The organism is Rhizobium sp. KDH_Rht_773_N (assembly GCF_052946295.1).
Window position 1 is genome coordinate 4,112,998 of record NZ_CM129525.1, and the last position, 26,011, is coordinate 4,139,008.

The window sequence follows — 26,011 nt, forward strand, 5'->3', positions numbered from 1 at the left end:
GGCGGTCTTCTGACCCGGCCACTTGTCCAAATGCCGAACTGTCCGGACCGGCATGAGCGCCGTCCCTGCAACGCCCCGTATCGGGGCGTTTTTTGTGCGTGGACGCTATCCTCGGAGCGCTGTCACCGGCGCACCAACGAATCTCGCCACCGCAACCTGGTGGTGGTACAGTGCCAGAGAGCTTCGCGCCGCTGCCAGACAGTGGCCGTGCCAAGCATGGTTTGTGCGTCGAGGGGATGTACCCATGACAACAGCGGGCGTCGAGCGGCGGCTCGCGGCGATCCTGATGGCGGATGTCGTCGGCTATTCTCGTCTTGTCGAGCAGGACGAGGTCAGCACCGTCGATGCACTGAACGATATTCACCGCGAGGTCGTTGATCCACTCCTGACGGAACACAATGGCCGCCTGATCAAGCTGCTCGGAGATGGCGTTCTTGCCGAGTTCGCCTCCGTCGTCGATGCGGTCAAGTGCGCGGTCGCCATGCAGAAAACGGTTGCCGCGCGGCAGGCGGATGTTTTGCCCCAGAGGCGCATCGTCTTTCGCATCGGCATCAATCTGGGTGACGTAATCGTCGAAAGAGGCGACCTGCTGGGAGATGGTGTCAATATCGCCGCTCGCCTCGAGCAGCTTTGCGAGCCTGGCGGCGTTCTGATCTCCGGCACCGCCTACGATCATTTGCAGGGCAAGCTCACATTGCCCCTCGATCCTGCAGGAGATCAACGGGTCAAGAATATCGCCAGGCCCGTGCGCACCTATCGCGTGCGGATGGATCGGGGCGGACGGCCCTGGCGGTTGCGCCTGCGCCAATATTCGGCCCATCTCAGATGGGCTACGGTGATGATCGCAGTCGTGCTCGCGGCCGGCGGCTGGTACACCTTCATGCGGCCGGGTTCGGGCCAGCGGGTCGCCACAGCCCTCCCTTCCGTCGCCGTGCTCCCGTTCAAGGACATGAGCGGCAATGCGGCGCTTGGCTATTTCGGCGATGGCGTGGCCGAGGACATCATCTCCATGCTGTCGCGGGTGCCCGATCTGAAAGTGCTGGGCCGCAATTCGTCATTCCTCTTCAAGGGCGAACCGATCGACCTGCGCAAGATCGGCTCGGAGTTGGGCGTCACGCATGTTCTCGAAGGGAGCGTCCGAATGGATTCCGGCCGGCTGCGCATCGTGGCCCAGCTCGTCGAGACCAGGACTGGCGAGAATGTCTGGGCCGAGCGTTTCGACCGCTCCGGCACCGACCCCTGGGAAATACAGGACGAGGTCACGGAGAAGATCGTTGCCGTCCTGGCGGGCGACGCCGGCACCTTGAAGAAGGCGCAGTATCGGCAAAGCTGGGGAAAAGACCACGCCGATCTCGAAGAGTACGACTATTATCTCCGCGGCAATGATCTGCTGGTGCAATTGAGTCCCGGAACGACGGAACAGGCGCGTCAGGTACTGACGGACGGACTTGCGAAATTCCCCGATTCCGCTCTCCTCAAGATCAAGCTCGGCCTTGCCTATTTCACGCGAGGCTGGAACGGCTGGAGTGACAGCCCGACATCGGACTATGGCGAGGCAGCCAGGCTCGCAGGCGAGGCGATGGCCCAACCGACGCTTTCACCGATGGAGCGGCGGGCGGGCCACTATCTGTCGGCCTTCGTCCGTATGACGGAACGGAAGTTTGCAGAGGCAGTTATTGAGGCTGATGACGCGATCCGCCTGTCGCCTTACGACGCGCAGATGCTTGGCGCTCTCAGCCAGATACTGGTGGCGGCAGGAAAGCCCGCGCAGGCGCTGGAATGGATCGACCGTGCAGAGGCGCGGCAGGCCGCAAGCCCCCAGACATCTCAGGAACTGGCCTTCTACAGAGGCTGGGCCCTGGCGGTGCAAGGCAAGCTTGAGGAGTCGCTGTCCGCATTGAAGATAGATCAGACCGACTTCTTCAGTCCGTTGATGCAGGCAATCGTTCTGAAGCGGCTCGGCCGAACCGAGGAAGCGGCAGCCCAGTTGCAGAAGGGCCTCGCCTTCGATCCCGACTTCACGCAGGCCAAATGGCGCGAGCTCTTCTTCTACAGCGATCCCGCCATTGTCGAACGCGAAGTCGCAGACCTCGCCAGTCTCGGTCTTCCGGAAAATTAGCGCGGGAAGCCCATCTCAGCGGCCGATTGGCCGCTCGCGGGTTCCGGTGCTTGCCGTTGCCGCGCAGATACGGTCGGCGGAAATCGGCCGGGGAAACTTTTCGGGAAACGTATCTCAGACGGCGACTTTCGATCTGCTGCCCCGCAGCAGGCTCTCCACCAGCTCCCCCGTCAGCTCATCGAAATGCGCGATGACGGTATCCGGATCGAGGCTCGCCACCGGCACGTCCGAAAAGCCGAAGGGAACGGCAATCACAGGCACGCCGGCATTCTTCGCCACGGCAATGTCATTGATACTGTCGCCGATCATGACGGCGCGGGAGACATCGCCGCCGGCGCGCTCGATCGTGCCGGTCAGATGGCGGGCATCGGGCTTGCGGTATTCGAACGTGTCGCCGCCGATGATCGCATCGAAATAATGCGTCAGCTCGAGCTTCTGGAGGAGGGTGGTCGCAAGCCCTTCCATCTTGTTGGTGCAAACGGCGAGCGCGTAGCCGTCGGCCTTCAGCCGATCCATGGCGGCGACGAGGCCGGGATAGGGCCGGGTGTGGCCCGGCATGTTGGCGATGTAATGATCCACGAAGCGCTCGACCAGGGACGGCAGCTCTTCCTGCGAGACGGGCCTGTCCTGCATCCTGCCGGCGCGCTCGATCATGACGCGGGCGCCCTGGCCGACGAGAGAGGTCAGGTCGTCATAGGTGACGGGCACGAGGCCGATCGTCGCGATCGTGTGGTTCAGGCTGTCGACGAGATCGACACTGGTATCGAGCAAGGTGCCGTCGAGATCGAAAACGATGAGGGCCTTATTTTCGGGAGCGCGGGTCAAAGTCGTGCCTCTTTGCGGGATAAGATCATTCCGCAGTAGGCGATGGACGGGCGAAAAGCAACGCTGCGACATGCTACGGAAAAGTCGCAGCCGAAACGCGTGGCTTTCAATCGCAGGACGATGATTTTGGCTTTCGTTTGCAATACGAGCCGTGTAAACAGCACATCCAACGCAATATCAGGAGCTGGCGGCGCATGGATGCCCGCGAAATGAAGATCAAGGCCGCCGAGGCAGCGCTTGTCCATGTCGAATATGGCATGCGCCTCGGAATCGGGACGGGGAGCACGGCGGAAGAATTCGTCCGGCTGCTCGCCGAAAAGGTGGCGGCCGGTTTCAAGGTCGAGGGCGTTCCGACGTCCGAGCGCACGGCGCGGCTCTGCGTCGAACTCGGGGTCCCCCTGAAGTCGCTGGACGAACTGCCGCAGCTCGACCTGACGATCGACGGCGCCGACGAGGTCGATCCGGCGCTCAGGCTCATCAAGGGCGGCGGCGGCGCGCTGCTGCGCGAGAAGATCGTGGCGGCCGCCTCGACGCGCATGATCGTCATTGCCGACGAAAGCAAGCTGGTCGATACGCTCGGCGCTTTCGCCCTGCCGATCGAAGTCAATCCCTTCGGCCTCGTTTCGACGCGTATCGCGATCGAAAAGACCGCCGCGCGGCTTGGTCTTTCCGGCGAACTGACGCTGCGTCAGTCCGGTGACGGAGAGTTTACCACCGACGGCGGACATCACATCATCGATGCATCTTTTGGCCGCATTCCTGATGCAGAGGCGCTCTCGAGGGAGCTGAATTCCATACCCGGTGTCGTGGAGCACGGGCTTTTCATCAACATGGCGGCGCTTGCGATCATTGCCGGTCCTGCAGGTGCCCGCACGCTGCAGGCAAACAGATAACAGGAGCATAGAAACTCATGATGAACATTGCAGGTCTTGGCCGTCTTGCCGCTGCGACCATCGTTCTTTCCGGGCTTGCCTTCGGCTCTGCCGCAAGAGCGCAGGAAGTATCCGAAGAGCAGCTGAAGGCCGCCCGCGCGGCCATGGACGCGATCGGCGCAACCACGCAGTACGACAATATCCTGCCGGGTCTGGCCGAGCGCCTCAAGGCCGGCCTCATCCAGGATTCGCCGAACTACCAGGACGTCATCACCGCGACCGTCGATGCCCAGGCGCTGGCGCTCGCACCGCGCCGCGCCGACCTGGAAAAGGAAGCGGCGCTGACCTATGCCAAGGCGTTTACGGTCGACGAGCTGAAGGCGATTGCCGATTTCTACAATTCCGACGTCGGCAAGAAGCTGCTGCGCGACGGCCCGGTCGCCTCGCGCGAAACCGCCAAGGCTGCCGATATCTGGGCGCAGGGCATTTCCCGCGACCTGGAAAAGCAGAGCAATGCCGAGCTTTCCAAGGTCATCAAGGCTCCGCCGCCGGCAACCGAAAGCCCGGTGGCGCCGGCTCCGGCCGCTGCCCCGGCCAAGCCGTAAGGCCGCCTTCACCTTTCGCAAAAGCCCGGCCTCGTCCGGGCTTTTGTTTTTCTCCGCCTGTCCCTATGTGTGAAAGACCCTTCTTTCGATTCCTGCGGAGATCATCATGCCTTCCTACGACTACGACCTCTTCGTCATCGGCGGCGGTTCGGGGGGCGTGCGCGGCGCGCGCGTCGCGGCCTCGCTCGGCAAGAAGGTGGCGATCGCCGAGGAATATCGCTATGGCGGCACCTGCGTGATCCGCGGCTGCGTGCCGAAGAAGCTCTTCGTCTATGCCTCGCAGTTCCATGAGCATTTCGAGGACGCGGCCGGCTTCGGCTGGACGGTCGGCGAAAGCGCCTTCGACTGGAAGAAGCTCGTCGCCGCCAAGGACGCCGAGATTGCGCGGCTGGAAGGGCTCTACAAGAAGGGGCTTGCCGGCGCCCAGGCCGAGATCCTGGAGACGCGGGCCGAACTGGTCGACGCCCACACGATCAAGCTTATGAAAACCGGCGAGACGGTGACGGCGAGGACCATCGTCATTGCGACCGGCGGCAGGCCGAACCCGCACGAGGCGCTGCCCGGCCACGAGCTTTGCATTTCCTCCAACGAGGCCTTCCATCTGGAAGAGCTGCCGAAATCCATCCTGATCGCCGGCGGCGGCTATATCGCCGTCGAATTCGCCAATATCTTCCACGGGCTCGGCGTCGAGACGACGCTGATCTATCGCGGCACCGAGATCCTGTCGCGCTTCGACGAGGATCTGCGCCGCGGGCTGCACGAGGCGATGGTCGCCAAGGGCATCCGCATCCTCTGCCAGGATGTGATGGAGAAGGTGACGAAGGGCGAAGACGGCCTTGTCATCCAGACGATGAAGGGCGAGACGCTGCATGCCGGCGTCGTCATGCTGGCGCTCGGCCGCGATCCGAATACCAAGGGGCTGGGGCTTGAGAAGGCGGGCGTTGCGCTCAACGAGCGCGGCGCCGTCATCGTCGACGAATATTCGCGCACCAATGTCGAAAACATCTATGCGCTCGGCGATGTCGCCGACCGGGTACAGCTGACGCCGGTGGCGATCCACGAGGCCATGTGCTTCATCGAAACCGAGTACAAGAACAATCCGACCAGGCCGGATTACGACCTTATCCCGACCGCCGTCTTCTCGCAGCCGGAGATCGGCACGGTCGGCCTTTCCGAGGAAGAGGCTGGCAAGCGCTACAGGGAGCTGGAAGTCTACCGCGCCCAGTTCCGGCCGCTGAAAGCCACGCTCTCGGGCCGGGCGGAAAAGATGATGATGAAGCTCATCGTCGACGCCGCAAGCCGCAAGGTCGTCGGCGCCCATATTCTCGGCCACGACGCCGGCGAAATGGCGCAGATCCTCGGCATCACGCTGAAGGCCGGCTGCACCAAGGACGATTTCGACCGCACGATGGCGCTGCATCCGACGGCGGCCGAAGAGCTGGTGACGATGTATGCGCCGAGCTACCGCATCCGCGACGGGCAGCGCGTCTAGATCTACGGCCAAGCCGGCCGGTCGATCAGGCGGCCCGTTTCAGCCAACCCCGCTGGTTTGCTTGCAAATCAAGCAGGGCAGGGCATCTTTGCGCCAGGATCAAAGGCGATCGGCTCGGACGTACCTTGGGGTATGCCCTTCTCCGTCAGCCTTTGCCCTGACACAAACCTGCTCCGGCAGAATGCTTCAATTTAACCAGGAAAGGCTCTAGGTGGGCGCTCGCCTGCGTAACTCGGTGACCAGTGCAGATCGTCTAATTGAGTACGCGGAAGCCGGCTTCGCCGACGACTCCCCGGCCAATCTTGCCGCATCCGCCATTGCCGACGATGAAAATTCGATCCATCACATGTGATCCGGCCGAAGATCTAGGCCATAGACGGACGAGTGGCTGTCAATTTCAATGATGTTTGAGTTCGAAGTCCGCTTCTGGCCGCAAACGGACTACAATGTAAACGCTGCTACAGGTTAGCGGCGGTTGGACGACGCCGCTCTTGCACGACCTTTTCGACTTCCTCATCATGGACACTTTCCGGAAACTTGAGCTTCCACATCAGACGCCCCAATTCCTCTGGGCCAAAATCGTGATACCCTAGTTCCTCCAGCCGCAGCAAAAGAAGCATGTGATCTGCTTGGACCACCAGTCTGGCGTATCTACTGACCTCGTGCAGGAAGGGTCGCATTGCAGCGTAAGACTTGAAGCCCAACGATGCCGCAATAGCCTCATCTAGGTGTGAGGACTTAATTTGCGTGTAAGTGGTTCGCAAAGTCTTTTTCAGAGCGGCAACATTCGACGGAGTGAACCTGAAGAAAACGTTCATCATGAGACGACCCACTGATTTGTCGAAGTCCACCGATTACGCTTCGACCTTGATCAACATGGTCGTCAAAGAAATATCCTCAGGCCCTTTAACCCGGCAGCAAGTTTGGATGGGCTCCGTTTAACAAGAAATAGCGGCAAGCCCTTTGACGCTCAAGTGGAATCTCTGCTTTGGTGTATGTCTCATAGGCCGCTTTGCGCCGTAAGTGGTCATTGCTGTCGTCACACCAACTGAATATCGCCGATCGTGGCTACGACTGGCAGTACCTAATCGACCTGGTTCGACAACGCGGCGGCGAGGCCCACATCCCAACCCAGCGCGACCGCAGGGTCCAGAGATCAGTCGATCCAAGCCCCTATCGACAGCGCAATCTCGTCGAACGCTTCTTCTGCAAACTCAAACACTTCAGGAGGGTTGCCACCCGCTACGACAAGCTCGCCACCAACTTCCTTGCTGCCGTCGCTCTCGCCTCGGCCAGGTTGTGGATGCGAATTTATGAGTCCACCACCTAGATCCTTTCCTTTCTAGCCGGTCAGGCGCGGAGCGCGGATGACCTTCAGGAACAGCGCCTTCATGGCCTCGGCAATGCCTTCGGTCGGCGATACCTCGAAATAGAGGCCGGGCGAGGCGCAGGCGGCCATGCGCGAGGGGATCTCGTTCTGGAAGGGCTTGATCCAGTCATTGTACCAGCTGTTGCTCGGCAGCGGCAGGTAGGTGGTGTAGAGCACGGCGATCTTGACGCCGCGATCCTTGAGCGGCTTGCAGAAGGACGTGTCGATCGGCTCCTGGCAGCGGCCGCCGGTCGTCTTCTTGGTGCAGGTCGAGGGCTTGTAGCTGTCGCCGACGCCGTCCGACACGAAGAACAGGATCTTTTCCGGGCTGATATTCGACGTGCCGTCGCCGGCCGGGGTGATGATGGTGTTCATCTGGCTCATGGCGCTGTCGAAGCTGGTGAGCTGGTCCTTGTTGTAGTTCTGGTAGGGAATGGTCATCAGGTCGACGGCGTCGGTATAGTTCTTCACCTTCGTCAGGTCAGAGGTGAGGCTCGATATCGTCGTCAGCTTGGCGTCTTCCGCCTTGGTGCCGAACGTGTAGACGCCCATGCGGAACTGGTCGGCGCTGACGCGCTCGGTCTTGGCCGTATCGGTCAGGGCCTGGGTCGCCTTGCGCACCACGTCGATGCGCATGGCGACGCCGAGGCTTTTGGCGATCGTGTAATTGTTGCTGCTCTGGTCCATCTGGTGGCAGGCAAAGGCGCAGCCGGTCTTGGCCTCCAGCTTGGAAACGTCGGCCGGGGTCGCGGCGACACCCATGGACGGCGTATTGTCCAGCAGGATGTAGAAATCCATGAAGGAGGCGGTCTGGTATTCCGCCGTCGCCATGCCCGAAACGGTGATCGAGTCCTGGCCGAGCACGTGCATGAACGTGGTCGGCACGGTTGCGCTGAAGACGACCTGCGAATTGATCTTGTTGGCCGTCTTTGTGACGTCGATGGCGAGCTCCACCGGGGTTGCGGCCAGCTCGCCGGACATCTGCGAGAAGAAGATGTTGCGGGCATCCGTCTTGGCGATCGAGATCGTGCCGTCGCCCTGCATGGTCATGGCCGCGGCCACCGCATCCGACTTCTCGGAAACGGCGCCGACGGCTGCGGCATCGGCCGCCGCATAGAGCTGGGTGCGCAGGCTAAGCGCATGGGCATAGTCGAGCGCCAGGCCGGCGGAGCCGACCAGCGGCACCATCAGGAGCGCCGTCATGATGCCGAAATTGCCGGATCGGTCCGAAAAGAAAGCGGACAAAAGGAAATGCATATTCAACCCCCGTTTTTTAGGGGTAGCTGTACCTTCAGATTCTAAATTAGCTGGAAAATAGTATGATAAATGCGGCCTTAACCATAAAATTTTGCGCCATACCGGCACGGCCGGCACGGTGCCGTCGGCCGCTTGCGGAAACGCCCGCGCGGCGCCGAATGCGCTAGGCAAGGGATGCCGAAAGGTTTATAAGCCGCCGCAATCTTTAACGGGCAGGCATCCGGGGCAAACCGGGTGGGGAAGCAGATGAGTGACATGGCACAGAATTGGACCCCGAGCAGCTGGCGGAGCAAACCGATCCAGCAGGTTCCGGAATATCCTGACGCGGCTGCGCTGGCGGCGACGGAAGCCACCCTTGCCACCTATCCGCCGCTCGTTTTTGCCGGTGAGGCCCGCCGCCTGAAGAGCGCGCTTGCCAATGTGGCCGAAGGCAACGCCTTCCTGCTGCAGGGCGGCGACTGCGCCGAAAGCTTCCTGGAACATGGCGCCGACAATATCCGCGATTTCTTCCGCGCCTTCCTGCAGATGGCCGTCGTCCTGACCTTTGGCGCACAGCTGCCGGTGGTCAAGGTCGGCCGCATCGCCGGCCAGTTCGCCAAGCCGCGTTCGGCGCCGATGGAAACGCAGAACGGCGTGTCGCTGCCGAGCTATCGCGGCGATATCGTCAACGGCATCGAATTCACGCCGGAAGCCCGCATCCCGGCGCCGGAGCGCCAGCTCGACGCCTACCGCCAGTCGGCCGCGACGCTGAACCTGCTGCGCGCCTTCGCCATGGGCGGATATGCCAATCTCGACAACGTGCACAAGTGGATGCTCGGCTTCGTCAAGGACAGCCCGCAGGGCGAGCGCTACCGCAAGCTTGCCGACCGCATCACCGAAACCATGGATTTCATGAAGGCGATCGGCATCACCTCGGAAAACAATCCGAGCCTGCGCGAGACCGATTTCTTCACCAGCCACGAAGCGCTGCTGCTCGGTTATGAAGAGGCGCTGACCCGTGTCGATTCCACCTCGGGCGACTGGTACGCCACCTCGGGCCACATGATCTGGATCGGCGACCGCACGCGCCAGCTCGACCATGCGCATGTCGAATATTTCCGCGGCATCAGGAACCCGATCGGCCTGAAATGCGGCCCGTCGCTGCAGCCCGACAACCTGATCGAGCTGATCGACGCGCTGAACCCGGCCAACGAGGCCGGCCGCCTGACGCTGATCTGCCGCTTCGGCCACGACAAGGTGGCGGAAAACCTGCCGAAACTCATCCGCGCCGTCGAGCGCGAGGGCAGGAAGGTCGTCTGGTCCTGCGACCCGATGCACGGCAACACGATCACGCTCAACAATTACAAGACGCGCCCCTTCGAGCGCATCCTCTCGGAAGTGGAAAGCTTCTTCCAGATCCACCGCGCCGAAGGCACGCATCCGGGCGGCATCCATGTCGAAATGACCGGCAAGGACGTGACCGAATGCACCGGCGGCGCCCGCGCCGTCACCGCCGAAGACCTGCAGGACCGCTACCACACCCATTGCGACCCGCGCCTCAACGCCGACCAGGCGCTGGAGCTGGCTTTCCTGCTGGCCGAGCGCATGAAGGGTGGCCGGGATGAGAAGCGGATGGCTGCGAGCGCTTGATGGCGGGTAGTGAGTGGCGAATAGTGAGTGGCGAATAGTGAGTAGTGAGTAGTGAGTAGAGTTGAAGGCCCGGCCGAGCGCCGGGCTTTTTGTTTGTGGAGCGGGACACCCCACACTCCCTCATCTCTGTGCCCTCGTGCCAGCACAAGGCACAGAGATGAGGGAGGAGATGGCATCACTGCACCTGAACATGCAGATGGTCGTCGTGGCGCGCCGCCCGGCATCCCTGAAAACGCACATGATCGTCGAAAATACCGAGCGTATTTTTCAGATGCGGCTCGATAAATACCTTGTCCACTCCGAACCGGCTCACGCCCTCGGCGGTCAGCCAATTGATCGCGGCAACCATCCGCTGCTCCTCAAGCCGATAGTCCGGAAACAGCGGCTGCAGCACATCCAGATCCCATCGCCCGGTCAGCCAGTCATTCCGTCCTTTGCATGGCTGCTCCTCGCCATCGGCGGGTTGCTCGAAGGCGAAATAGCCGATCGGTGAGCGGGTGCCGCCATCGAGGAAGTTGCCGCTGGCATCCTTATAGTAATAGGCGAGGTCGAGCTTTCTGCCGTCGGTATGCGACAGGTGCGGCAGCAGGGGAAAGCCGGCAAGGAAGGGGAAATTGGCATCCAGCGCGATCGTCGTCGTTCCGGGAAATTCCTTGTCCATGTGATCGGCCAACGCATGGGCCAGATCGCGCAGACGCGGCGTTACATAGTTGCGATTGAGAGCACAGTAGATCGGTGAGCGGACGACGAGCTTATCCGAAGCGTCCGCCAGACAGGACAGGGGAACACGCCCGAAGATCGGTGCAACGATGCTGGTGGCGAGTATCAGGCTAGTATAGACGAACAGGAAGATTGCAAGCTTCGGCACCCATCTGCGCACGCCCCAGAGGCGCGTAACTGCAAGGCCCACGAGATAAGCGATACCGCCAATCTGGGTGAGCAAGGTCAGAAAGACGGCGATTGCGAAGCGGAAGGCGAAACGAAGCATTTGATATTTTCTTGCACCGGAAGTTGTGATTTTCTTTTACTGCCATTCTGATGAGCGATGGCACAAGAGGTAAGTTTGATGCGAACACGTCCGTCGGCACGGCTGCTCCTGCTCGATCAGTTCGGCTGCGTCCTCCTGTTCAAATTCGTCTTCAGATGCGAGCGCTTGATGGCGAATAGTGAATAGTGAGTAGCGAATAGTGAATAGTGAGTAGTGAGTAGAATGGAAGGCCCGGCTGCGAAGCTGGGCTTTCTGGTTGTTGGGCTGCAGCCCATTCACCACCCCATTCCTGTGCCTGTCACAGGAATCCAGTGCGCCCAAGTCATTGGGCGCGAAAGACTCTTTTCTTCCGGCGTGCTCAAGTCGTTCACCAGACATCAGTTGCGCATGGCTTCCCGCAGCAATTCGATCGTTTCCGCCACGGGCGGTCCTTCGATCGCGGGCGGGTCGGACCTTTCGCAGAATTTGCCGCCGGATGAAGAAGGTCAGTGACGAGAAGCGGTGGCTGCGAGCGCTTGATGGAGAATAGCGAATAGCGAGTAGTGAGTAGAATGGAAGGCCCGGCTGTGAAGCTGGGCTTTCTGTTTGTTGGGCGTCCGCCCATTCACCACCTCATTCCTGTGCCCGTCACAGGAATCCAGTGCGCCCAAGTCATTGGGCGCGAAAGACTCTTTTCTTCCGGCATGCTCAAGTCGTTCACCAGATATCAGTTGCGCATGGCCTCCCGCAGCAATTCGATCGGATGGCGAATAGTGAGTAGTCAGTAGAATGGAATGCCCGGCTGCGAAGCTGGGCTTTCTGGTCGTTGGGCGGTCGCCCATTCACCACCTCACCAAGTCAGTTAAAGCCTATGCCGGCATTTTTTCGGTTTTCGGCTTGAGAGCGTCCCTGACGCGGGCATTTGCGATGGTGATGATCTTTCGCATGAGGGCGGTGAGGGCGAGCCGTTTTGGTTTTCCGGCCTTGACCATGGTTTTGTAGGCCGTGGCGAGCGGTCCGTCTCCGCGGCAGGCGGTGAGGGCTGCGGTGAAGAGCGCGGGGCGGATCGTGCGTCGGCCGCCGAAGGTGGCGCGGTGCCAGCTGACCTTGCCGCTGTCTTTGGGATGGGGTGCGACGCCGGCAAGGCTTGCGACCTGGCGACGATTGAGGCTGCCGAGTTCGGGCATGAGGGCCAGCAGCATCGGCATGAGGACGGGGCCGATGCCGGGGACCGAGCGCAGTGCTTTGGCGCGCAATGTCAGATCGTGATCCTGGGTGATCAGGCTGTCGATCTCGGCATTGAGGGCGGCGATATGGCGGTTGAGCTCATCGAGATGGGCATTGATATCGTCGGCGAGGAAGCTGCCGCGCGGGGCCTTGAGGCGATTTTGCTCCTGGACGCGCATGGCGACGAGATCGAGCCGGCGGGCGACGAGCAGCGTAAGTCTTTGCCGGATCGGGTCTTTGGGTTGCCATTGTGGCAGCGCCTCGGCACGGTCCTGTCCGTAGCGGGCCAGCCATCGGGCATCGATCGGATCGGTCTTGGCGCGTTTGCCGAAGGATTGGATATAGGCCTTGACCTTGGCGGGATCGGCGCGATGGGCTGGAATGGACAGTTCCAGGAGTACGCCGAGCACGGTGTCCTCGTGGCCGCCGGTTGCTTCGCACACGGCAAGCGTGGCGCTGGCCTGATAGGGCTGCAGGGCCGCCCGCAGCGCGTCGGGATCGTTGGCAATGGTGATGCTGCGATGGGTGCGGCTATCGAAGAGGGCAACGGTATCGCACGAGACGTCCAGACCGAGGATGGACTGGATTTTGGCCGGTTCTGTCATCATAATCGGGCTCCATGCTTCGAATTGTCTGCGGGCGTGTCCGACGGATAGCCCAGTCAAGTCATCAAGCGATGCGAAGCTGGAGCGATGAGGTCCCTTCATGAGGTCGGTTGTCAAAACCAATTCCTGTACGGGCGCCTGACCGCGCGAACCCCGGGATGGCCGTCCCGGGGTTCAAAACCAGCTTCTCCGATAGTAAAGCATGGATCGCACAGACAATTCCTGTGCCTGTCACAGGAATCCAGTGCGCCCAAGTCATTGGGCGCGAAAGACTCTTTTCTTCCGGCATGCTCAAGCGCCAGATGAAGAGAAGTCAGTTCGGCGCCGTCGGTCGGGGTTTCGCCGGGCCTCGGCAAGGGCACGAGGACATGACTTTCGCCTGCCGCTGATGCAAGCTGCGGACGCATCGAAAGGGAATGTTTTGACCGATATTGCATGCGCCATCTTCTGGCGGGAAGGCCGGGTTCTGCTGGTCCGACGCGCAGGGCACAAAGAGCGGTTTCCGGATTGCTGGGATCTGGTCGGCGGCCATGTCGAGACGGGCGAGGTTCCCGAGGCGGCAATGGTGCGCGAGGCAAAAGAGGAAATCGGCCTCACTCCCTTGCGGTTTCGGAAGGTCGCGGAGCAATCCGAACAGGGCACCACCTACCATCTCTTTCTCGTCAGCGAATGGCAGGGCGGGGAGCCCGTATTGCTTGGCGACGAGCACACGGCGATGCAATGGCTCACGCCCGGCGAGGCCGAAGCCCTTGACGATATCGGACACCCGCAATGGTGCTTGCTGTTTCGCATGCTTCTGGAACAGTCTCCGAGCGGTGACGTGGGCGGCCAGGCCATGACGGCGCGTGGGGATTGATCCGTCCGTAGCGCAAGGCGCGCCGCGGGGACGTGCCTTCCGCCATGTTTGCCAGGAAACTCAGCCCTTGATGAAGGCAAGGATGTCCGGATTGATGCCATCGGGCCGAACCGGCTTGACCGTTACAGGGCGTGACGCTCACGAAAATGCTGGCGGAGAAAGCCTTGCCCCTTGAGAAAGCTCCAGGTGCGCGGTGTGTGCTCGGGAAGACCCTCCTCGTTGAGAAGATCGCTCAACGGCAACGAGAACAGTCCAGCCGCCTCGTTCCGGTCCGGCGCGTGGCGGGCGCCGTCGAGAATGTCGGCGGCGGTCGCCCGGCTGGGCGCCAGAAGGAAGAGTTCCGGATGGCAGAAAACGGGATCGTAGGCGAGGCCAATGGCGAAGGAGTCCGATCGCAGCAGGTCGGTGACGGCTATCTCCTCGGCGATTTCGCGGGCGGCCTCCTCGAAAAGATCGACGGTTTCGCCGGCCGCCGGCTCGGCATAGCCGCCGACGAAATAAACTGCGCCGGGGTTCTGTTCTGCGGTGAGGCTGCGTTTCGTGACGATGACGTGCTGGTCTGCCGTTACCACGAGTGCGGTCAGGCCAAGCGGGTCGGCGCGCTCCGCCTGCGGATGCTCGTCGGCAAAGCCCGGATGGCGGGTGATCACATAGGCGGAGAACGACGTGGCCTGGGCCTGTATGGTCAGCCTGTCGGGCTCGATGCGATGATCTGCCATGCGCAGCAAGGCGCCGTCGAAACCGGCGGGATGGCGAGCAAGGAATTTGTCCCAGGCCGCCTTGCGGCCGGCCTCGAGCGCGTCGGGGAGCTGAAAGCGGCCCGAAAGCCGGCAGTCGATACGGTCGACAGGGATGCTGAATGGCTGGTCGGCAAACATCAGTTGCGCATGGCCTCCCGCAGCAATTCGATCGTTTCCGCCACGGGCGGTCCTTCGATCGCGGGCGCGTCGGCCCTTTCGCAGAATTCCCGCCAGATGAAGAAGGTCAGTTCGGCGCCGTCGGTCGGGGTTTCGCCGGGGCCTTCGGCAAAGGTCTGGAGCAGGCGGTATCGCTCGTCGCGCCAGAAGAGCGCTTCCACCCAGTCATAGACCGGGATGATGTGGAAGTGGACGGGAAGCCCGGGCGTGTGGCCGTATCGGCCGATATAGACGCGTTTTGCGGCGAGCCTGCCGCCGAGGACCTTCTGTGCTTTCGCCAGCAGCGGGCCGAGTTCGGCGAGCGCTTCCGGCGACAGGTCCGAAAGGTCGTTGGTAAAGTTTCGGGAACTGACCATGAGATAGCCGGGCAGGGCGGAATTGATGCGATGGTTCACCAGCCAGCCGGGCGTTTGCGCAATATGAAACTGGGGAGGAATTTCCAAGGACTGTTTCCTTCATCTGCGCACGGCACCAGAGCGGAATCGCAGAGTGGACGACGACGGCCTGTTTCGGCAAGGGTCACGTCTCGGACTGCCGGGGGCCAGTTCCGGCACCATCCATAACAAAAGGCGCGCCGCGGGGACGCGCCTTCCGCCATGTTCGCCAGGAAACTCAGCCCTTGATGAAGGCCAGGATGTCCGGGTTGATGATTTCGGGATGCGTGGTGCACATGCCGTGCGGGAAGCCGGGATAGGTCTTCAGCGTGGCGTTCTTCAGAAGCTTGGCCGAAAGCGGCGCGGAATCGGCATAGGGGACGATCTGGTCGTCGTCGCCGTGCATGACGAGAACAGGCACGGTGATCTTCTGCAGGTCTTCGGTGAAGTCGGTTTCGGAGAAGGCCTTGATGCAATCGTAATGGGCCTTGGCGCCGCCCATCATGCCCTGGCGCCACCAGTTTTCGATGACGCCCTGGCTGACCTTGGCGCCCTCACGGTTGAAGCCGTAGAAGGGGCCGGTCGGGAGATCGAGGAAGAACTGGGCGCGGTTGGCAAGGAGAGCCGCACGCAGGCCGTCGAAGACTTCGAGCGGCAGGCCGCCGGGGTTCTTGTCCGACTTGACCATGACAGGCGGCACGGCGCCGATGATCACCGCCTTGGCGACGCGGCCTTCCTTGGCGCGGGCAACATAATGGACGACTTCGCCGCCACCGGTCGAGTGGCCGATATGGATGGCGTTCCTGAGGTCGAGATGGTCGGTCAGCGCGGCGACGTCGGCCGCATAGGTGTCCATCTCGTTGCCTTCGAAGGTCTGGGTGGAGCGGCCATGGCCGCGCCGGTCATGGGCGATGACGCGGAAACCCTTTTCCAGGAAGAACATCATCTGCGCGTCCCAGTCGTCGGCGCTGAGCGGCCAGCCGTGATGGAAGACGATCGGCTGGGCGTCCTTCGAACCCCAATCCTTGTAGAAGATTTCAGTTCCGTCCGTAGTCTTGATGAAAGGCATGGTCTGGCTCCGATTTTCTGGTGATGTTGGACTGGCTGCGGCGCCGCCTGTCGGAAGAAGGTCCGCCGCCAGCGCAAAACTGCGTTCAAACATGCGTAGGCACGTTCGCCTCCGGGCGGGCTTGCGCGCGCCCCTTCGACGAGGCCACGCTCACCCGCTTGCGGCGGCGATACGCGTTAACCGTCGTAAATTGATGCAAAGCAAAAATGACGGCAATGGGCAAAAAGGCGTAGCGGGCCTACGAAGACAGCAAGTTGTCCGCACGTTTCTTCCTTTCGAAGCCGCGAAAGCCTTGATGCGCCAGGGGAGCGAGCGTGGCGATGAGATAGGCAAGGCCCGTCAGGAGCAGGGCGGCAGACAGGCCCAGGGCATCGATCAGCACGCCGCCGACCAGCCCTCCGAATGGAAGCAGCGCCCAGCAGAGCGCGGCGTTCAGCGACGTGACGCGGCCGGTCAACGGCTTCGGGATGCGCTCGAACAGCACGGCCGAGAGGATGGGATTGAGAAAACCCGAGGCGAAGCCGCCAATGGCGAGCGTGGCGAAGACGAGCACGAGCGGCGAATCCACCGCAAAGACCAGGAAGCGCGGAAAGCCGGCCAGCAGGAAGGCGACCGTGTAGACGGCAAGGCGCGGCAGGCGCTCGCCGATGATGGCGGCAAGCATGGCGCCGGCGATCGAGGCGCCGGAGAAGGCGGCGAACATGATGCCGAGCAGGGCCGGCCCATTGCCCGAGGCCTGCGTCCAGACCGGCAACAGGACGGCAGCGAAGGCCTGATCGAGCAGGTTGGTGGTTGCCACCATCAGCACGATTGCGACCAGCACCGCGTCGCCGCGCAGGAAACGCCAGCCTTCCGCCAGTTCCCGGCCGTAGGCGGAGATACCGGCCGGTCCGGCCGCCGGGGCACGCGGCAAGGCGGGGATGCCGGCTGCGACGGTCACGGCGGCAGCGGCGAAGGTGAAAGCGTTGACGACCAGCGCCTGGCCCGGCCCGGCAAGGGCGATCAATGCACCGGCGCCGGCCGCTCCGGCCGTCGATGCCAGGCGCTCTATGGCGCCGACGACGCCTGTCACGCGCTCCAGCGGCACCGAGGCCAGATCGGCGATATCAGGCACCATGGATTGCTTGGCGGCGTCGGAGGGGCCGCGCAGCACGCCCATGGCAAAGACGATCGGAAGCAGGAGCGGCATGCTCAGCAGGCCGAAGAGATGCAGGAACGGCACAAGGCCGACCGCGACCACCGATGCCGCGTCGCAGACAATGGCGATCCGCCGGGCGCCGAGCCGGTCGATCAGGGGGCCGCCCAGCGCCTTGGCGACGACATAGGGCAGCATTTCCATCATGGCGACGAGACCGGTCAGCACCGGGCTGCCCGTCGTGCTCAGCACCAGCCAGGGAATGGCGACGCCGGAGAGCCGCGTGCCGGACAGGGAGAGCGTTTCGGCAAGGGCGAGCGCGAGGAAGGGGCGGCGCCCGCTCACGGCCCGTTCCCGTCTTCGCCATGCGGCACCCGGCCCGGATAGGGGAAGGCGTGCAGCATGACCGAGAAGGGCACCATATCGGCGGGCAGGGGCTTTCCGAGCGGCGGGGCGGCGGCCATCGCTTCCATCACGATATCGTTCAGCCGCCCGGTCAGCGCTTCGGCCTGTGCCGGCGTCAGGGGTATGACGATGTCGTTGGCCGCACTCGCCCTGCGCCATGCAAGCGGCAGTTCGGCATATTCCTCGACCGCCTTCTGCATCAGGCTGACCTGCAGCGACAACGCGGCCTGGGTGAAGGCGACATCCATGTCGAAAGCTTCGCCTTCGCTTTCGGCGGCCGGCACCGAGGTGATCTCGTGACTTGCGCGCCATCTGCGATCGCGGCGCGAGGGACCCGGCGCATCCTCGATGAAACCGTATTGGGCAAGCTGGCGCAGGTGATAGCTGGTGGCGCCGCTGTTGAGGCCGAGGCGCACGGCAAGCTCGGTTGCCGTGGCGGGTCCGTCGATGCGCAGCATGCCGAGCATGCGCAGGCGCACGGGATGGGCAAGCGCCTTCAGGGCCGTGACATCGGGAACGACGCGGCTGACGTTGCGGGAGATTGCTGGCCTTGCGTCAGGATCGGCTGGTGTCTTCATGCCGCCAGCATAATACCGCAAACAAATCTTTGCAAAGATTCCTTTGCAAATTTCGTTTGCGCATCAGGCCTGGCCGCGCTCTCCCAGAATGGAATGCAGGCGGGCGATTTCCTCGCGCACGGCCGTCAGTTCCGTCAGCACGTGCATATCGATCTTCTGGTGCAGCGACAGCACTTCCAGTTCCGCCTTCAGGTTCACCTCATAATCCTTGGCGGCTTCGAAGCGGTCGCGCTCGGCCTGCCGGTTCTGCGACATCATGATGATCGGCGCCTGGATGGCGGCGAGCATGGAGAGGATCAGGTTGAGGAAGACGAAGGGGTAGGGATCGAAGGCGCGCGACAGCAGGATGACCGTGTTGACGATCGTCCAGACCACCAGAAAGCCGATGAAGGCGAGAATGAAGGACCAGGAACCGCCGACGCGGGCGATGCTGTCGGCCAGCCGCTCGCCGAAGGAGGCTTCGGCGGAAAAGGCGGCGTTGACGTCGGTGGAGATGATCCTGCGTTCGTGCGCCTTGGCGATCACGCGCTTTTCGATATCGCCGAGTTCGTCGGCCGGCTTGCCGAAATGCAGGTGGACGAAATTCGGAAGGTTATACATGGCATTGTCCCGGAAATGGATCGAATTGGCGCGCAGTATTCCGCCAATGCCGCAAATTGCAATGCGCATCGGCGTCGCGCAAGGCAAACGCAGGGATGGGTTCGGGCGCCGGCGCGGCCTTCATCAAATTTTCGCCGCAGATCGCTACGGCTTTTCAAGCGGCTTATTGCGGTGCACGAAGGGGCGGATTAAATGAATGACATGACACAGGAAAACGCTCTCTCCCAGATCTTCAACATCGCCATCGCCCAGCTGAACCCCACGGTGGGCGATATCGCCGGAAACCTTGCCAAGGTGCGCGAGGCGCGCGCGGACGCGGCCCGGCAGGGCGCGCATCTGCTCATGATGACCGAGCTTTTCATCTCGGGCTATCCGCCGGAAGACCTGGTTCTCAAGCCGGCCTTCATCCGCGCCTGCTGGAAGGCCGTCGAAAGCCTGGCGGCCGATACGGCCGATGGCGGGCCGGGCATCGTCATCGGCTTTCCGCGCCAGGACGAGACGGGGCGTTACAATTCCGTCGCCGTGCTCGATGGCGGCAAGGTGATTGCGGTGCGCGACAAGATCGACCTGCCGAATTACGGCGAGTTCGACGAGAAGCGTGTCTTCGACCAGGGCGCGATGCCCGGTCCGGTGAATTTCCGCGGCGTGCGCATCGGCATTCCGATCTGCGAGGATATCTGGGGCGATCTCGGCGTGTGCGAGACGCTGGCCGAAAGCGGGGCGGAAATCCTGCTCGTGCCGAACGGCTCGCCCTATTATCGCGGCAAGGTCGATATCCGCCATCAGGTCGTGCTGAAGCAGGTGATCGAGACCGGCCTGCCGATGGTCTATGCCGCCCAGCTCGGCGGCCAGGACGAACTCGTCTTCGACGGCGCAAGTTTTGCCTTCAATGCCGACAGGTCGCTCGCCTTCCAGCTCAGCCAGTTCGAAGCGACGCTCGCCGTGACGACATGGAAGCGCACGGAAAAAGGCTGGCATTGCTCGGAAGGGCCGATGGCGCGCGTTCCCGAGGGCGAAGAGGCCGATTACCGCGCCTGCCTGCTCGGCTTCCGCGACTATGTGAACAAGAACGGTTTCAGGAATGTCGTGCTCGGCCTTTCCGGCGGTATCGATTCGGCGATCTGCGCGGCGATCGCCGTCGACGCGCTCGGCGAAGAGCGGGTGCGCACGGTCATGCTGCCCTATCACTATACGTCCGAGGATTCGCTGAAGGACGCGGCCGATTGCGCCAAGGCGCTTGGCTGCCGCTACGATATCGTGCCAATCGAGGCGCCGGTGACGGGCTTTTCCTCGGCATTGTCGAACCTTTTCGAAGGCACGAACAGCGGCATCACCGAGGAAAACCTGCAGAGCCGCGCACGCGGCGTCATCCTGATGGCGATCTCCAACAAGTTCGGCTCCATGGTGGTGACGACCGGCAACAAGTCGGAAATGTCTGTCGGCTACGCCACGCTCTACGGCGACATGAACGGCGGCTTCAACCCGATCAAGGACCTCTACAAGATGCAGGTCTATGCGCTCGCCCGCTGGCGCAACGAAAACGTGCCGCCGGATGCGCTCGGCCCTTCCGGCATGGTCATTCCGCAGAACATCATCGACAAGGCGCCGTCGGCCGAACTTCGCCCGGACCAGAAGGACCAGGATTCGCTGCCGCCCTATCCGGTGCTGGACGATATCCTGGAATGCCTTGTCGAGCGGGAAATGGCGGTCGAGGAAATCGTGGCGCGCGGCCATGATGTCGAGACGGTACACCGCGTCGAACATCTGCTCTATCTCGCCGAATACAAGCGCCGCCAGTCGGCACCGGGCGTGAAGATCACCAAGAAGAATTTCGGCCGCGACCGGCGCTACCCGATCACCAATCGATTCCGGGATCGCTGAGACGCTTCAAGAACCTGGGAGGGATGAATGCGCAGCTCAGTTGAAATCTACAATGTGCGGCGGGGCGAAAGCCGTGTCGTCTGGCAGACGGAAGCGCTGGTGGAGGCGCCGAATTTCTCGCGGGACGGGGCCTATCTGCTGATCAACGGCGACGGGCTGCTCTATCGCCTGCGGCTCGACGGCAGCGATCTCGTCGAGCGGGTCGATACCGGCTTTGCCGTCCATTGCAACAACGACCACGGCATTTCGCCGGATGGCGAGCAGATCGTCATTTCCGACAAGACCGAGTTCGGCAAGTCGGCGATCTATATCCTGCCGATCGAGGGCGGCAAGCCGCGGCTGATCACGAAGAACCTGCCGTCCTACTGGCACGGCTGGTCGCCCGACGGGCGCGAGCTTGCCTATTGCGGCATCCGCAACGACCTCTTCGACATCTACACGATCTCGGTCGATGGCGGCGAGGAGAAGCGGCTGACGCATGGCGAGGGCCGCAACGACGGGCCGGACTGGTCGGCCGACGGGCAGTGGATCTATTTCAATTCCAGCCGCACCGGCCTGATGCAGATCTGGCGCATCCACCCGGACGGCACGGGTCTTGAGCAGGTGACATCGGACAATTACGGCAACTGGTTTGCGCATCCGTCGCCCGACAACGACAAGGTGCTGATCCTCTCCTACGACCCCGACGTCTTCGACCATCCGCGCGATCTGAACGTGCGCCTGCGGATGATGGACATGGACGGCGGCAACCTGACGGAGCTGTTCGAGCTGTTTGGCGGGCAGGGCACGATCAACGTGCCGAACTGGTCGCCGGATGGCGAGGAATTCGCCTATGTGCGGTATTTCCCGGCGAAGGCTTGAGGGCGGCGCACCGCCATTTGATGATGGGGCGGCGGGGTGCAGGGCCGGCTCGACGCAAGAATTCAGGTATTGGTGATCTTAAAGACTCAGCCCATGATTGAGATGTTGCCAAATAAACGCCTTGCCCGACATTTCGGGGCCTCGCCTGACCGCGGGGCCTTTTTTACGGCGATTATGTTGCAAGCGGGAGCCCCGCCGCAGTAACCTTACCAGCTAACCAATCGGCTAACGCCGGTTGTAAAGCACTCGTTTCCAGATTGAACTTCCTCATCTCTAATTATAACTTCCCTTCACATTTGATAAATGGCTGGGCAGGTTAATATGTCTTTTTCGCGTCTGGAAGCGACCAGTAAAGGTCCGCTCGTTCTGCTTTTTTACGACGGCTTCGACATGCGCGCTGAGAAAACGCGCATCGGCAAAGTGCGGTCGAAGGCCCGTGAGGCCGCGAGATTTCTCTACTGCAAATGGCGAGGAATCCATGACCGAAGTGGGTTCTACACGGCCTTTTCCAGCCTGCATCGCTCCCTCAAAGCATATGGCTGCGATGTCCGCGTCAATGATTTCGAGGCCGCGCGAAAGCGTCCTCACTACCCGATCGGCGTCGCCGGCTACGCCTCCATCATCGATAAACTGGAAGGGCCAAATCCGATCCTCTTCGGCCATGGAGATCCCGGCTCGCCGGAACGCGTTGCAAACGATGGCCGCTTCGTCAACATCATCCAGCCGTGCGATTGGGCACTTAGATTCAGCTTCCCGAAATATGGTGAAAAACTGAGGGTCTGGCCCGCCGGTATCGACATGCCGAAGCCGCTGACGGAGAAGAAAACGGTCGATTTCCTCATCTACGACAAAATCAGGTGGCATCGCGAGACGCAGGTACCCGCCATCCTTGACAAGATCACAGCCGAGCTTTCCCGCGCCGGCCGCACCTTCGAAGTGATCCGCTACGGCAAACACACCAAGGATAGCTATAACGCGGCGCTCGCCAGATCGAGCGCCATGCTTTTCGTTTGCGAGCACGAGACGCAAGGGCTCGCCTACCAGGAGGCCCTTGCGGCCGGAGTGCCGGTCCTCGCGTGGGATGAGGGCCGGCTCGTTGACCCGAAAATCATCGATCGCGTCCCGCCTGACTTCGAGGTTAGCAGCGTCCCGTACTTTGATGCCCGCTGCGGCCTCACATTCCGGATCGCCGATTTCCCCGACAGGCTTGCCGATTTCTGGAAGCGGGTCGATACCTTCCGCCCTCGCCAATATATAGAGGAAGAGCTCTCCATGAAGGTATGCGCTAAACGCTACCTTGACCTCTACTCCAGCTTGACGGATCAAGTCCCAGGGGCGATCCCCTTGGCGTCCATCGCGCAAATAAAGCGGGCACTGTAGACCGGTGCCAATGGATATTGCCCCACTCGGGTCTTTGAACGACCGAGAGCCGGTCGGGAACTGCAGATCATAGACCTGTGCGGTGCCCGGCTGCCCCCCCACCGCCCTGTGAATAGGCGGCGGGCTTTACCCGCCGCGCTTGATGCGGCAACTCAAGCCGCGACAGCAGCCTTCCGCCGTTCGCGGACGGCCTTGGCGAGATCCTCGAGCACATCGACCGACATATCCCAGCCGATGCAGCCATCGGTGATCGACTGGCCGTAGACCAGCGGCTTGCCGGGGACGAGGTCCTGGCGGCCGGCGACGAGGTTGCTCTCGATCATCATGCCCTTGATATGGTGGTTGCCGGCGACGATCTGGCCGGCGACGTCGCGGACGACCTTCGGCTGGTTCATCGGGTCCTTGTTGCTGTTGGCGTGGCTGGCGTCGATGAGGATGCGCGGATCGACGCCGAGCTTGATCGCCTCGGCGATGACGGCCTGGACGTCGGCAGCCTCGTAGTTCGGCCGCTTGCCGCCGCGCAGGATGATGTGGCAGTCCTCGTTGCCGCGGGTAGACGCGATCGCGGCCTGTCCGTCCTTGGTGACAGCCGGGAAATGGTGGGGCTGGGAGGCCGCGACGATGGCGTCGAGCGCAATGCGCGCGCCGCCGTCCGTGCCGTTCTTGAAGCCGATCGGGCAGGAGAGACCCGAGGCGAGCTGGCGGTGGATCTGGCTTTCGGTCGTGCGCGCGCCGATGGCGCCGTAGCTGACGAGATCGGCAATGTATTGCGGCGTGATCGTATCGAGGAATTCGCAGCCGGCCGGCAGGCCCATGGCGTTGATGTCGAGCAGCAGGCGGCGCGCGAGGCGCAGGCCTTCCTCGATGCGGTAGCTGCCGTCGAGATGCGGGTCGTTCATCAGGCCCTTCCAGCCGACGGTGGTGCGGGGCTTTTCGAAATAGACACGCATGACGATTTCGAGATCGCCGGAGAGGCGTCGTCGCTGCTCGACGAGGCGGGAGGCGTATTCGCGGGCGGCTGCCGGATCGTGGATCGAGCAGGGGCCGATGATGACGAGCTGGCGGTCGTCCTTGCCTGTCAGGATATTGTGGATCGTGTCGCGCGTGCCGGTCACGGTCTCGGTGACGGCGCGGTCGCGCGGGATTTCCGAGAGGATGTCGGCAGGCTTGGTCAGCGGGGTGATCTCGACAATGCGCAGATCATCAATGGTATCGGTCACGGTATGCTCTCCTGTTTGGTCATACCGTGCGGAACAAAAAAGCCGCCAGGTAGACTAGCGGCTGTTCGGGTTGTCGTCGCGTTAGTTTCGGTTACGCACAGACCCGCATCCGCTGGAAGCAGCGGTACGAATAAAATCGCGATGCGTAAACGGACGAAATCGACATGCCGCCTATGTAGACATGCGAACTGGAATTGTCACGCGGAATCTGTGAGGAAAAATGACGGGTCCGTGAAGTTTTCAGCGGCTTTCCGCCATTGCCTCTTCCGGATGCCGGTTCTTGCGGCGCCGCGTCGTCAGTTCCTCGCCGGCATTGGCGGGCAGGCGCAGGAAGGTGATGCAGGCAAGCGCCGAGATCGTCGCCACGATGAAGAAGGCGATGTGGAAATCGCCGACCGTGAGCCTGCCGCCATGGAAGCTTGCGGAGACTTCCAGGATCGTGCCGGCCACGGCAACGCCCATGGCCATGGAGATGCGTTGCGCCACGGCATTGATGGCGGTTGCCTGGCTGCTGTCCGCCTCGTCCACATCGCCGAAGGCCATGGCGTTGACGCCCGAGAAGGCCATGGAGCGCAGCAGGCCGCCGACGAGAAGACAGCCCATGATGACGTAGACAGGCGTTTCGGCGGTGAAGAAGCCGTTGATGCCCAGGAAGATCGCCGCCAGGAAGGTCGTCAGCGCGATGACGTTGCGGAAGCCGAAGGCATTGTAGGTGCGCGATGCCGCGAATTTCGAGCCCATGGAGCCGAGCGCGCTGACGAAGGTGATCGAGCCGGACTGCAGCGGCGTCAGCCCGAAACCGAGCTGCAGCATCAGCGGCAGGAGGAAGGGCAGCGCGCCAAGCCCCATGCGGAAATTCGAAGCGCCGAGAATCGCCGCCCGGAACATCGGATAACGGAACATTTTCGGATCGAGCAGCGGATGCGGCGTGCGTTTCGCATGCACGAAATAGAGGATGCCGGAGAGGATGCCGACGGCGACGGTGACATAGCCGTAGACGATGGGAACGGCCGGCAGGCTGATGACGGAAATGCCGAAGACGAAACCGGCAAAACCTATCCCGGAAAGGAAGAAGCCCGGAAAATCCATCGGCTTGGGGCTGCGCGGCTCGACCGCCGGCAGGAAGCGGGTGACGAGAGCGATGCCGATAATGCCGATCGGCACGTTGATCCAGAAGATCCAGTGCCAGCTCAGATAGGTGGTCAGGAAGCCGCCGATCGGCGGCCCCATGATCGGGCCGATGAGCGCCGGTATGGTCAGCCAGGCCATGGCATTCACCAGCTGGTGACGTGGCGTGCCGCGCACGAGCAGCAACCGCCCGACCGGCGTCATCATCGAGCCGCCGGCGCCCTGGATGAGGCGGGAGATCACGAAGGCGGCGATGGAATTGGAAAAGGCGCAGGCGACCGAGCCGACCATGAACACGAAGATCGCCAGCCGGAAAACGTTGCGGGCGCCGAAGCGATCCGACATCCAGCCGCTGATCGGAATGAAGATCGCCAGCGCCACGAGGTAGCTCGTTACCGCAAGCTTGAGCGCGATCGGCGAGGTGCCGATATCGGCGGCAATGGCCGGCAGGCTGGTGGCAATCACGGTCGAATCCATCTGTTCCATGAACAGGGCGACCGCAAGGATCATCGGCGTTAGACGGGACACGGGCAACCGGAATGCAACGGGATGGGATTCGGCGCCTTCGGCACCGGTCGGATTCTGGCTTCCTTCTAGGCCAGCATTTTTAGCCTGTCCACGAAATCAATGTCGCAGCGGC

Annotated in this window: 26 protein-coding genes; 13 read left to right on the forward strand and 13 right to left on the reverse strand. The window is 62.2% G+C overall.

The genetic code is table 11. The annotated features are described in order from the left end of the window. Window positions 1–52: 52 nt before the first annotated feature. The gene (locus tag ACU8HS_RS20440; RefSeq protein ID WP_113412262.1) at window positions 53–2,119 is read left to right on the forward strand and encodes an adenylate/guanylate cyclase domain-containing protein; all 2,067 of its coding nucleotides are present in this window, start codon (window positions 53–55) and stop codon (window positions 2,117–2,119) included. A gap of 114 nt (window positions 2,120–2,233) precedes the next feature. Here ACU8HS_RS20440 and ACU8HS_RS20445 read toward each other — a convergent pair whose 3' ends face one another. Continuing rightward, window positions 2,234–2,944, reverse strand: coding sequence for an HAD family hydrolase (locus tag ACU8HS_RS20445; RefSeq protein WP_447015088.1), 711 nt, complete (start codon window positions 2,942–2,944; stop codon window positions 2,234–2,236). Window positions 2,945–3,138: 194 nt separating this feature from the next. Here ACU8HS_RS20445 and rpiA point away from each other — a divergent pair, with 194 nt between their 5' ends. From rpiA to ACU8HS_RS20465, 4 genes are all read left to right on the forward strand, one after another. Beyond that, on the forward strand, window positions 3,139–3,837 hold the full coding sequence (gene rpiA, locus ACU8HS_RS20450; protein ID WP_112705235.1) for a ribose-5-phosphate isomerase RpiA: 699 nt from the start codon (window positions 3,139–3,141) through the stop codon (window positions 3,835–3,837). 17 nt (window positions 3,838–3,854) lie between these two features. Then, a complete protein-coding gene (locus ACU8HS_RS20455; RefSeq protein WP_112569379.1) occupies window positions 3,855–4,421 on the forward strand; it encodes a DUF2059 domain-containing protein in 567 nt (188 codons plus the stop codon). A 106-nt stretch (window positions 4,422–4,527) separates the two neighbouring features. Continuing rightward, window positions 4,528–5,913 (forward strand): glutathione-disulfide reductase, encoded by a 1,386-nt coding sequence (gene gor, locus ACU8HS_RS20460; RefSeq protein ID WP_447015089.1) that lies wholly within the window; start codon window positions 4,528–4,530, stop codon window positions 5,911–5,913. A gap of 211 nt (window positions 5,914–6,124) precedes the next feature. Then, entirely contained in the window at window positions 6,125–6,265 is a 141-nt protein-coding gene (locus ACU8HS_RS20465; protein WP_447015090.1) for a hypothetical protein, read from the forward strand. A 106-nt stretch (window positions 6,266–6,371) separates the two neighbouring features. Here the strand turns inward: ACU8HS_RS20465 and ACU8HS_RS20470 are convergent, their stop codons facing one another. Beyond that, complete coding sequence (locus ACU8HS_RS20470) at window positions 6,372–6,734, reverse strand: hypothetical protein (protein ID WP_447015091.1); 363 nt, start codon at window positions 6,732–6,734, stop codon at window positions 6,372–6,374. A 209-nt stretch (window positions 6,735–6,943) separates the two neighbouring features. Between ACU8HS_RS20470 and ACU8HS_RS20475 the strand changes: the two genes are divergently transcribed. Continuing rightward, entirely contained in the window at window positions 6,944–7,243 is a 300-nt protein-coding gene (locus ACU8HS_RS20475) for a transposase (protein ID WP_447015092.1), read from the forward strand. Between the two features lie 12 nt (window positions 7,244–7,255). On the opposite strand, the gene ACU8HS_RS20480 is transcribed toward ACU8HS_RS20475, so the two are convergent. Further along, window positions 7,256–8,539: a pilus assembly protein gene (locus tag ACU8HS_RS20480; protein ID WP_112705237.1), complete on the reverse strand. Its 1,284-nt coding sequence runs from the start codon at window positions 8,537–8,539 to the stop codon at window positions 7,256–7,258. A gap of 255 nt (window positions 8,540–8,794) precedes the next feature. Here ACU8HS_RS20480 and ACU8HS_RS20485 point away from each other — a divergent pair, with 255 nt between their 5' ends. Beyond that, window positions 8,795–10,168: a class II 3-deoxy-7-phosphoheptulonate synthase gene (locus ACU8HS_RS20485; protein ID WP_112573552.1), complete on the forward strand. Its 1,374-nt coding sequence runs from the start codon at window positions 8,795–8,797 to the stop codon at window positions 10,166–10,168. A 175-nt stretch (window positions 10,169–10,343) separates the two neighbouring features. On the opposite strand, the gene ACU8HS_RS20490 is transcribed toward ACU8HS_RS20485, so the two are convergent. Continuing rightward, window positions 10,344–11,156, reverse strand: a complete 813-nt coding sequence (locus ACU8HS_RS20490; protein WP_447015093.1) for a hypothetical protein — start codon at window positions 11,154–11,156, stop codon at window positions 10,344–10,346. Between the two features lie 222 nt (window positions 11,157–11,378). On the opposite strand from ACU8HS_RS20490, the gene ACU8HS_RS20495 reads away from it, so the two are divergent. After that, window positions 11,379–11,648: a hypothetical protein gene (locus ACU8HS_RS20495; protein WP_447015094.1), complete on the forward strand. Its 270-nt coding sequence runs from the start codon at window positions 11,379–11,381 to the stop codon at window positions 11,646–11,648. Between the two features lie 356 nt (window positions 11,649–12,004). Here the strand turns inward: ACU8HS_RS20495 and ACU8HS_RS20500 are convergent, their stop codons facing one another. Continuing rightward, window positions 12,005–12,970, reverse strand: coding sequence for an IS110 family transposase (locus ACU8HS_RS20500; RefSeq protein WP_112706310.1), 966 nt, complete (start codon window positions 12,968–12,970; stop codon window positions 12,005–12,007). Window positions 12,971–13,388: 418 nt separating this feature from the next. On the opposite strand from ACU8HS_RS20500, the gene ACU8HS_RS20505 reads away from it, so the two are divergent. Further along, window positions 13,389–13,823, forward strand: a complete 435-nt coding sequence (locus tag ACU8HS_RS20505; protein ID WP_447015095.1) for an NUDIX hydrolase — start codon at window positions 13,389–13,391, stop codon at window positions 13,821–13,823. Between the two features lie 122 nt (window positions 13,824–13,945). Here the strand turns inward: ACU8HS_RS20505 and ACU8HS_RS20510 are convergent, their stop codons facing one another. The 6 genes from ACU8HS_RS20510 to ACU8HS_RS20535 form a co-directional block, all read right to left on the reverse strand. Next, a complete protein-coding gene (locus ACU8HS_RS20510) occupies window positions 13,946–14,701 on the reverse strand; it encodes an NUDIX hydrolase (RefSeq protein WP_447015096.1) in 756 nt (251 codons plus the stop codon). Then, complete coding sequence (locus tag ACU8HS_RS20515) at window positions 14,701–15,183, reverse strand: HIT family protein (protein WP_447015097.1); 483 nt, start codon at window positions 15,181–15,183, stop codon at window positions 14,701–14,703. Before ACU8HS_RS20515 ends, ACU8HS_RS20510 begins: the two co-directional genes overlap by 1 nt. 169 nt (window positions 15,184–15,352) lie before the next feature. After that, a complete protein-coding gene (locus ACU8HS_RS20520; protein WP_162703013.1) occupies window positions 15,353–16,183 on the reverse strand; it encodes an alpha/beta fold hydrolase in 831 nt (276 codons plus the stop codon). Window positions 16,184–16,421: 238 nt separating this feature from the next. After that, window positions 16,422–17,663, reverse strand: a complete 1,242-nt coding sequence (locus tag ACU8HS_RS20525; protein WP_447015098.1) for an MFS transporter — start codon at window positions 17,661–17,663, stop codon at window positions 16,422–16,424. Beyond that, on the reverse strand, window positions 17,660–18,301 hold the full coding sequence (locus ACU8HS_RS20530; protein WP_112756342.1) for a winged helix-turn-helix domain-containing protein: 642 nt from the start codon (window positions 18,299–18,301) through the stop codon (window positions 17,660–17,662). The genes ACU8HS_RS20525 and ACU8HS_RS20530 overlap by 4 nt, the downstream gene beginning before the upstream one ends. A 63-nt stretch (window positions 18,302–18,364) precedes the next feature. Continuing rightward, complete coding sequence (locus ACU8HS_RS20535; RefSeq protein WP_112756464.1) at window positions 18,365–18,901, reverse strand: DUF1003 domain-containing protein; 537 nt, start codon at window positions 18,899–18,901, stop codon at window positions 18,365–18,367. Between ACU8HS_RS20535 and ACU8HS_RS20540 the strand changes: the two genes are divergently transcribed. The 4 genes from ACU8HS_RS20540 (at window position 18,900) to ACU8HS_RS20555 (ending at window position 23,023) form a co-directional block, all read left to right on the forward strand. Continuing rightward, window positions 18,900–19,097 carry a hypothetical protein gene (locus ACU8HS_RS20540; protein WP_447015099.1) on the forward strand — a complete coding sequence of 66 codons (198 nt, stop codon included), beginning with the start codon at window positions 18,900–18,902 and terminating at the stop codon, window positions 19,095–19,097. The genes ACU8HS_RS20535 and ACU8HS_RS20540 overlap by 2 nt on opposite strands. Window positions 19,098–19,102: 5 nt before the next feature. After that, complete coding sequence (locus ACU8HS_RS20545) at window positions 19,103–20,782, forward strand: NAD+ synthase (protein ID WP_112573556.1); 1,680 nt, start codon at window positions 19,103–19,105, stop codon at window positions 20,780–20,782. 27 nt (window positions 20,783–20,809) lie between these two features. Then, complete coding sequence (locus ACU8HS_RS20550) at window positions 20,810–21,643, forward strand: TolB family protein (protein WP_447015100.1); 834 nt, start codon at window positions 20,810–20,812, stop codon at window positions 21,641–21,643. A 321-nt stretch (window positions 21,644–21,964) separates the two neighbouring features. After that, entirely contained in the window at window positions 21,965–23,023 is a 1,059-nt protein-coding gene (locus tag ACU8HS_RS20555; RefSeq protein WP_113500894.1) for a glycosyltransferase family 1 protein, read from the forward strand. A gap of 152 nt (window positions 23,024–23,175) precedes the next feature. Here the strand turns inward: ACU8HS_RS20555 and ACU8HS_RS20560 are convergent, their stop codons facing one another. Then, window positions 23,176–24,243, reverse strand: coding sequence for a 3-deoxy-7-phosphoheptulonate synthase (locus ACU8HS_RS20560; protein ID WP_112705248.1), 1,068 nt, complete (start codon window positions 24,241–24,243; stop codon window positions 23,176–23,178). 240 nt (window positions 24,244–24,483) lie between these two features. Then, window positions 24,484–25,881 carry an MFS transporter gene (locus ACU8HS_RS20565; protein WP_377310399.1) on the reverse strand — a complete coding sequence of 466 codons (1,398 nt, stop codon included), beginning with the start codon at window positions 25,879–25,881 and terminating at the stop codon, window positions 24,484–24,486. Window positions 25,882–26,011 lie beyond the last annotated feature (130 nt).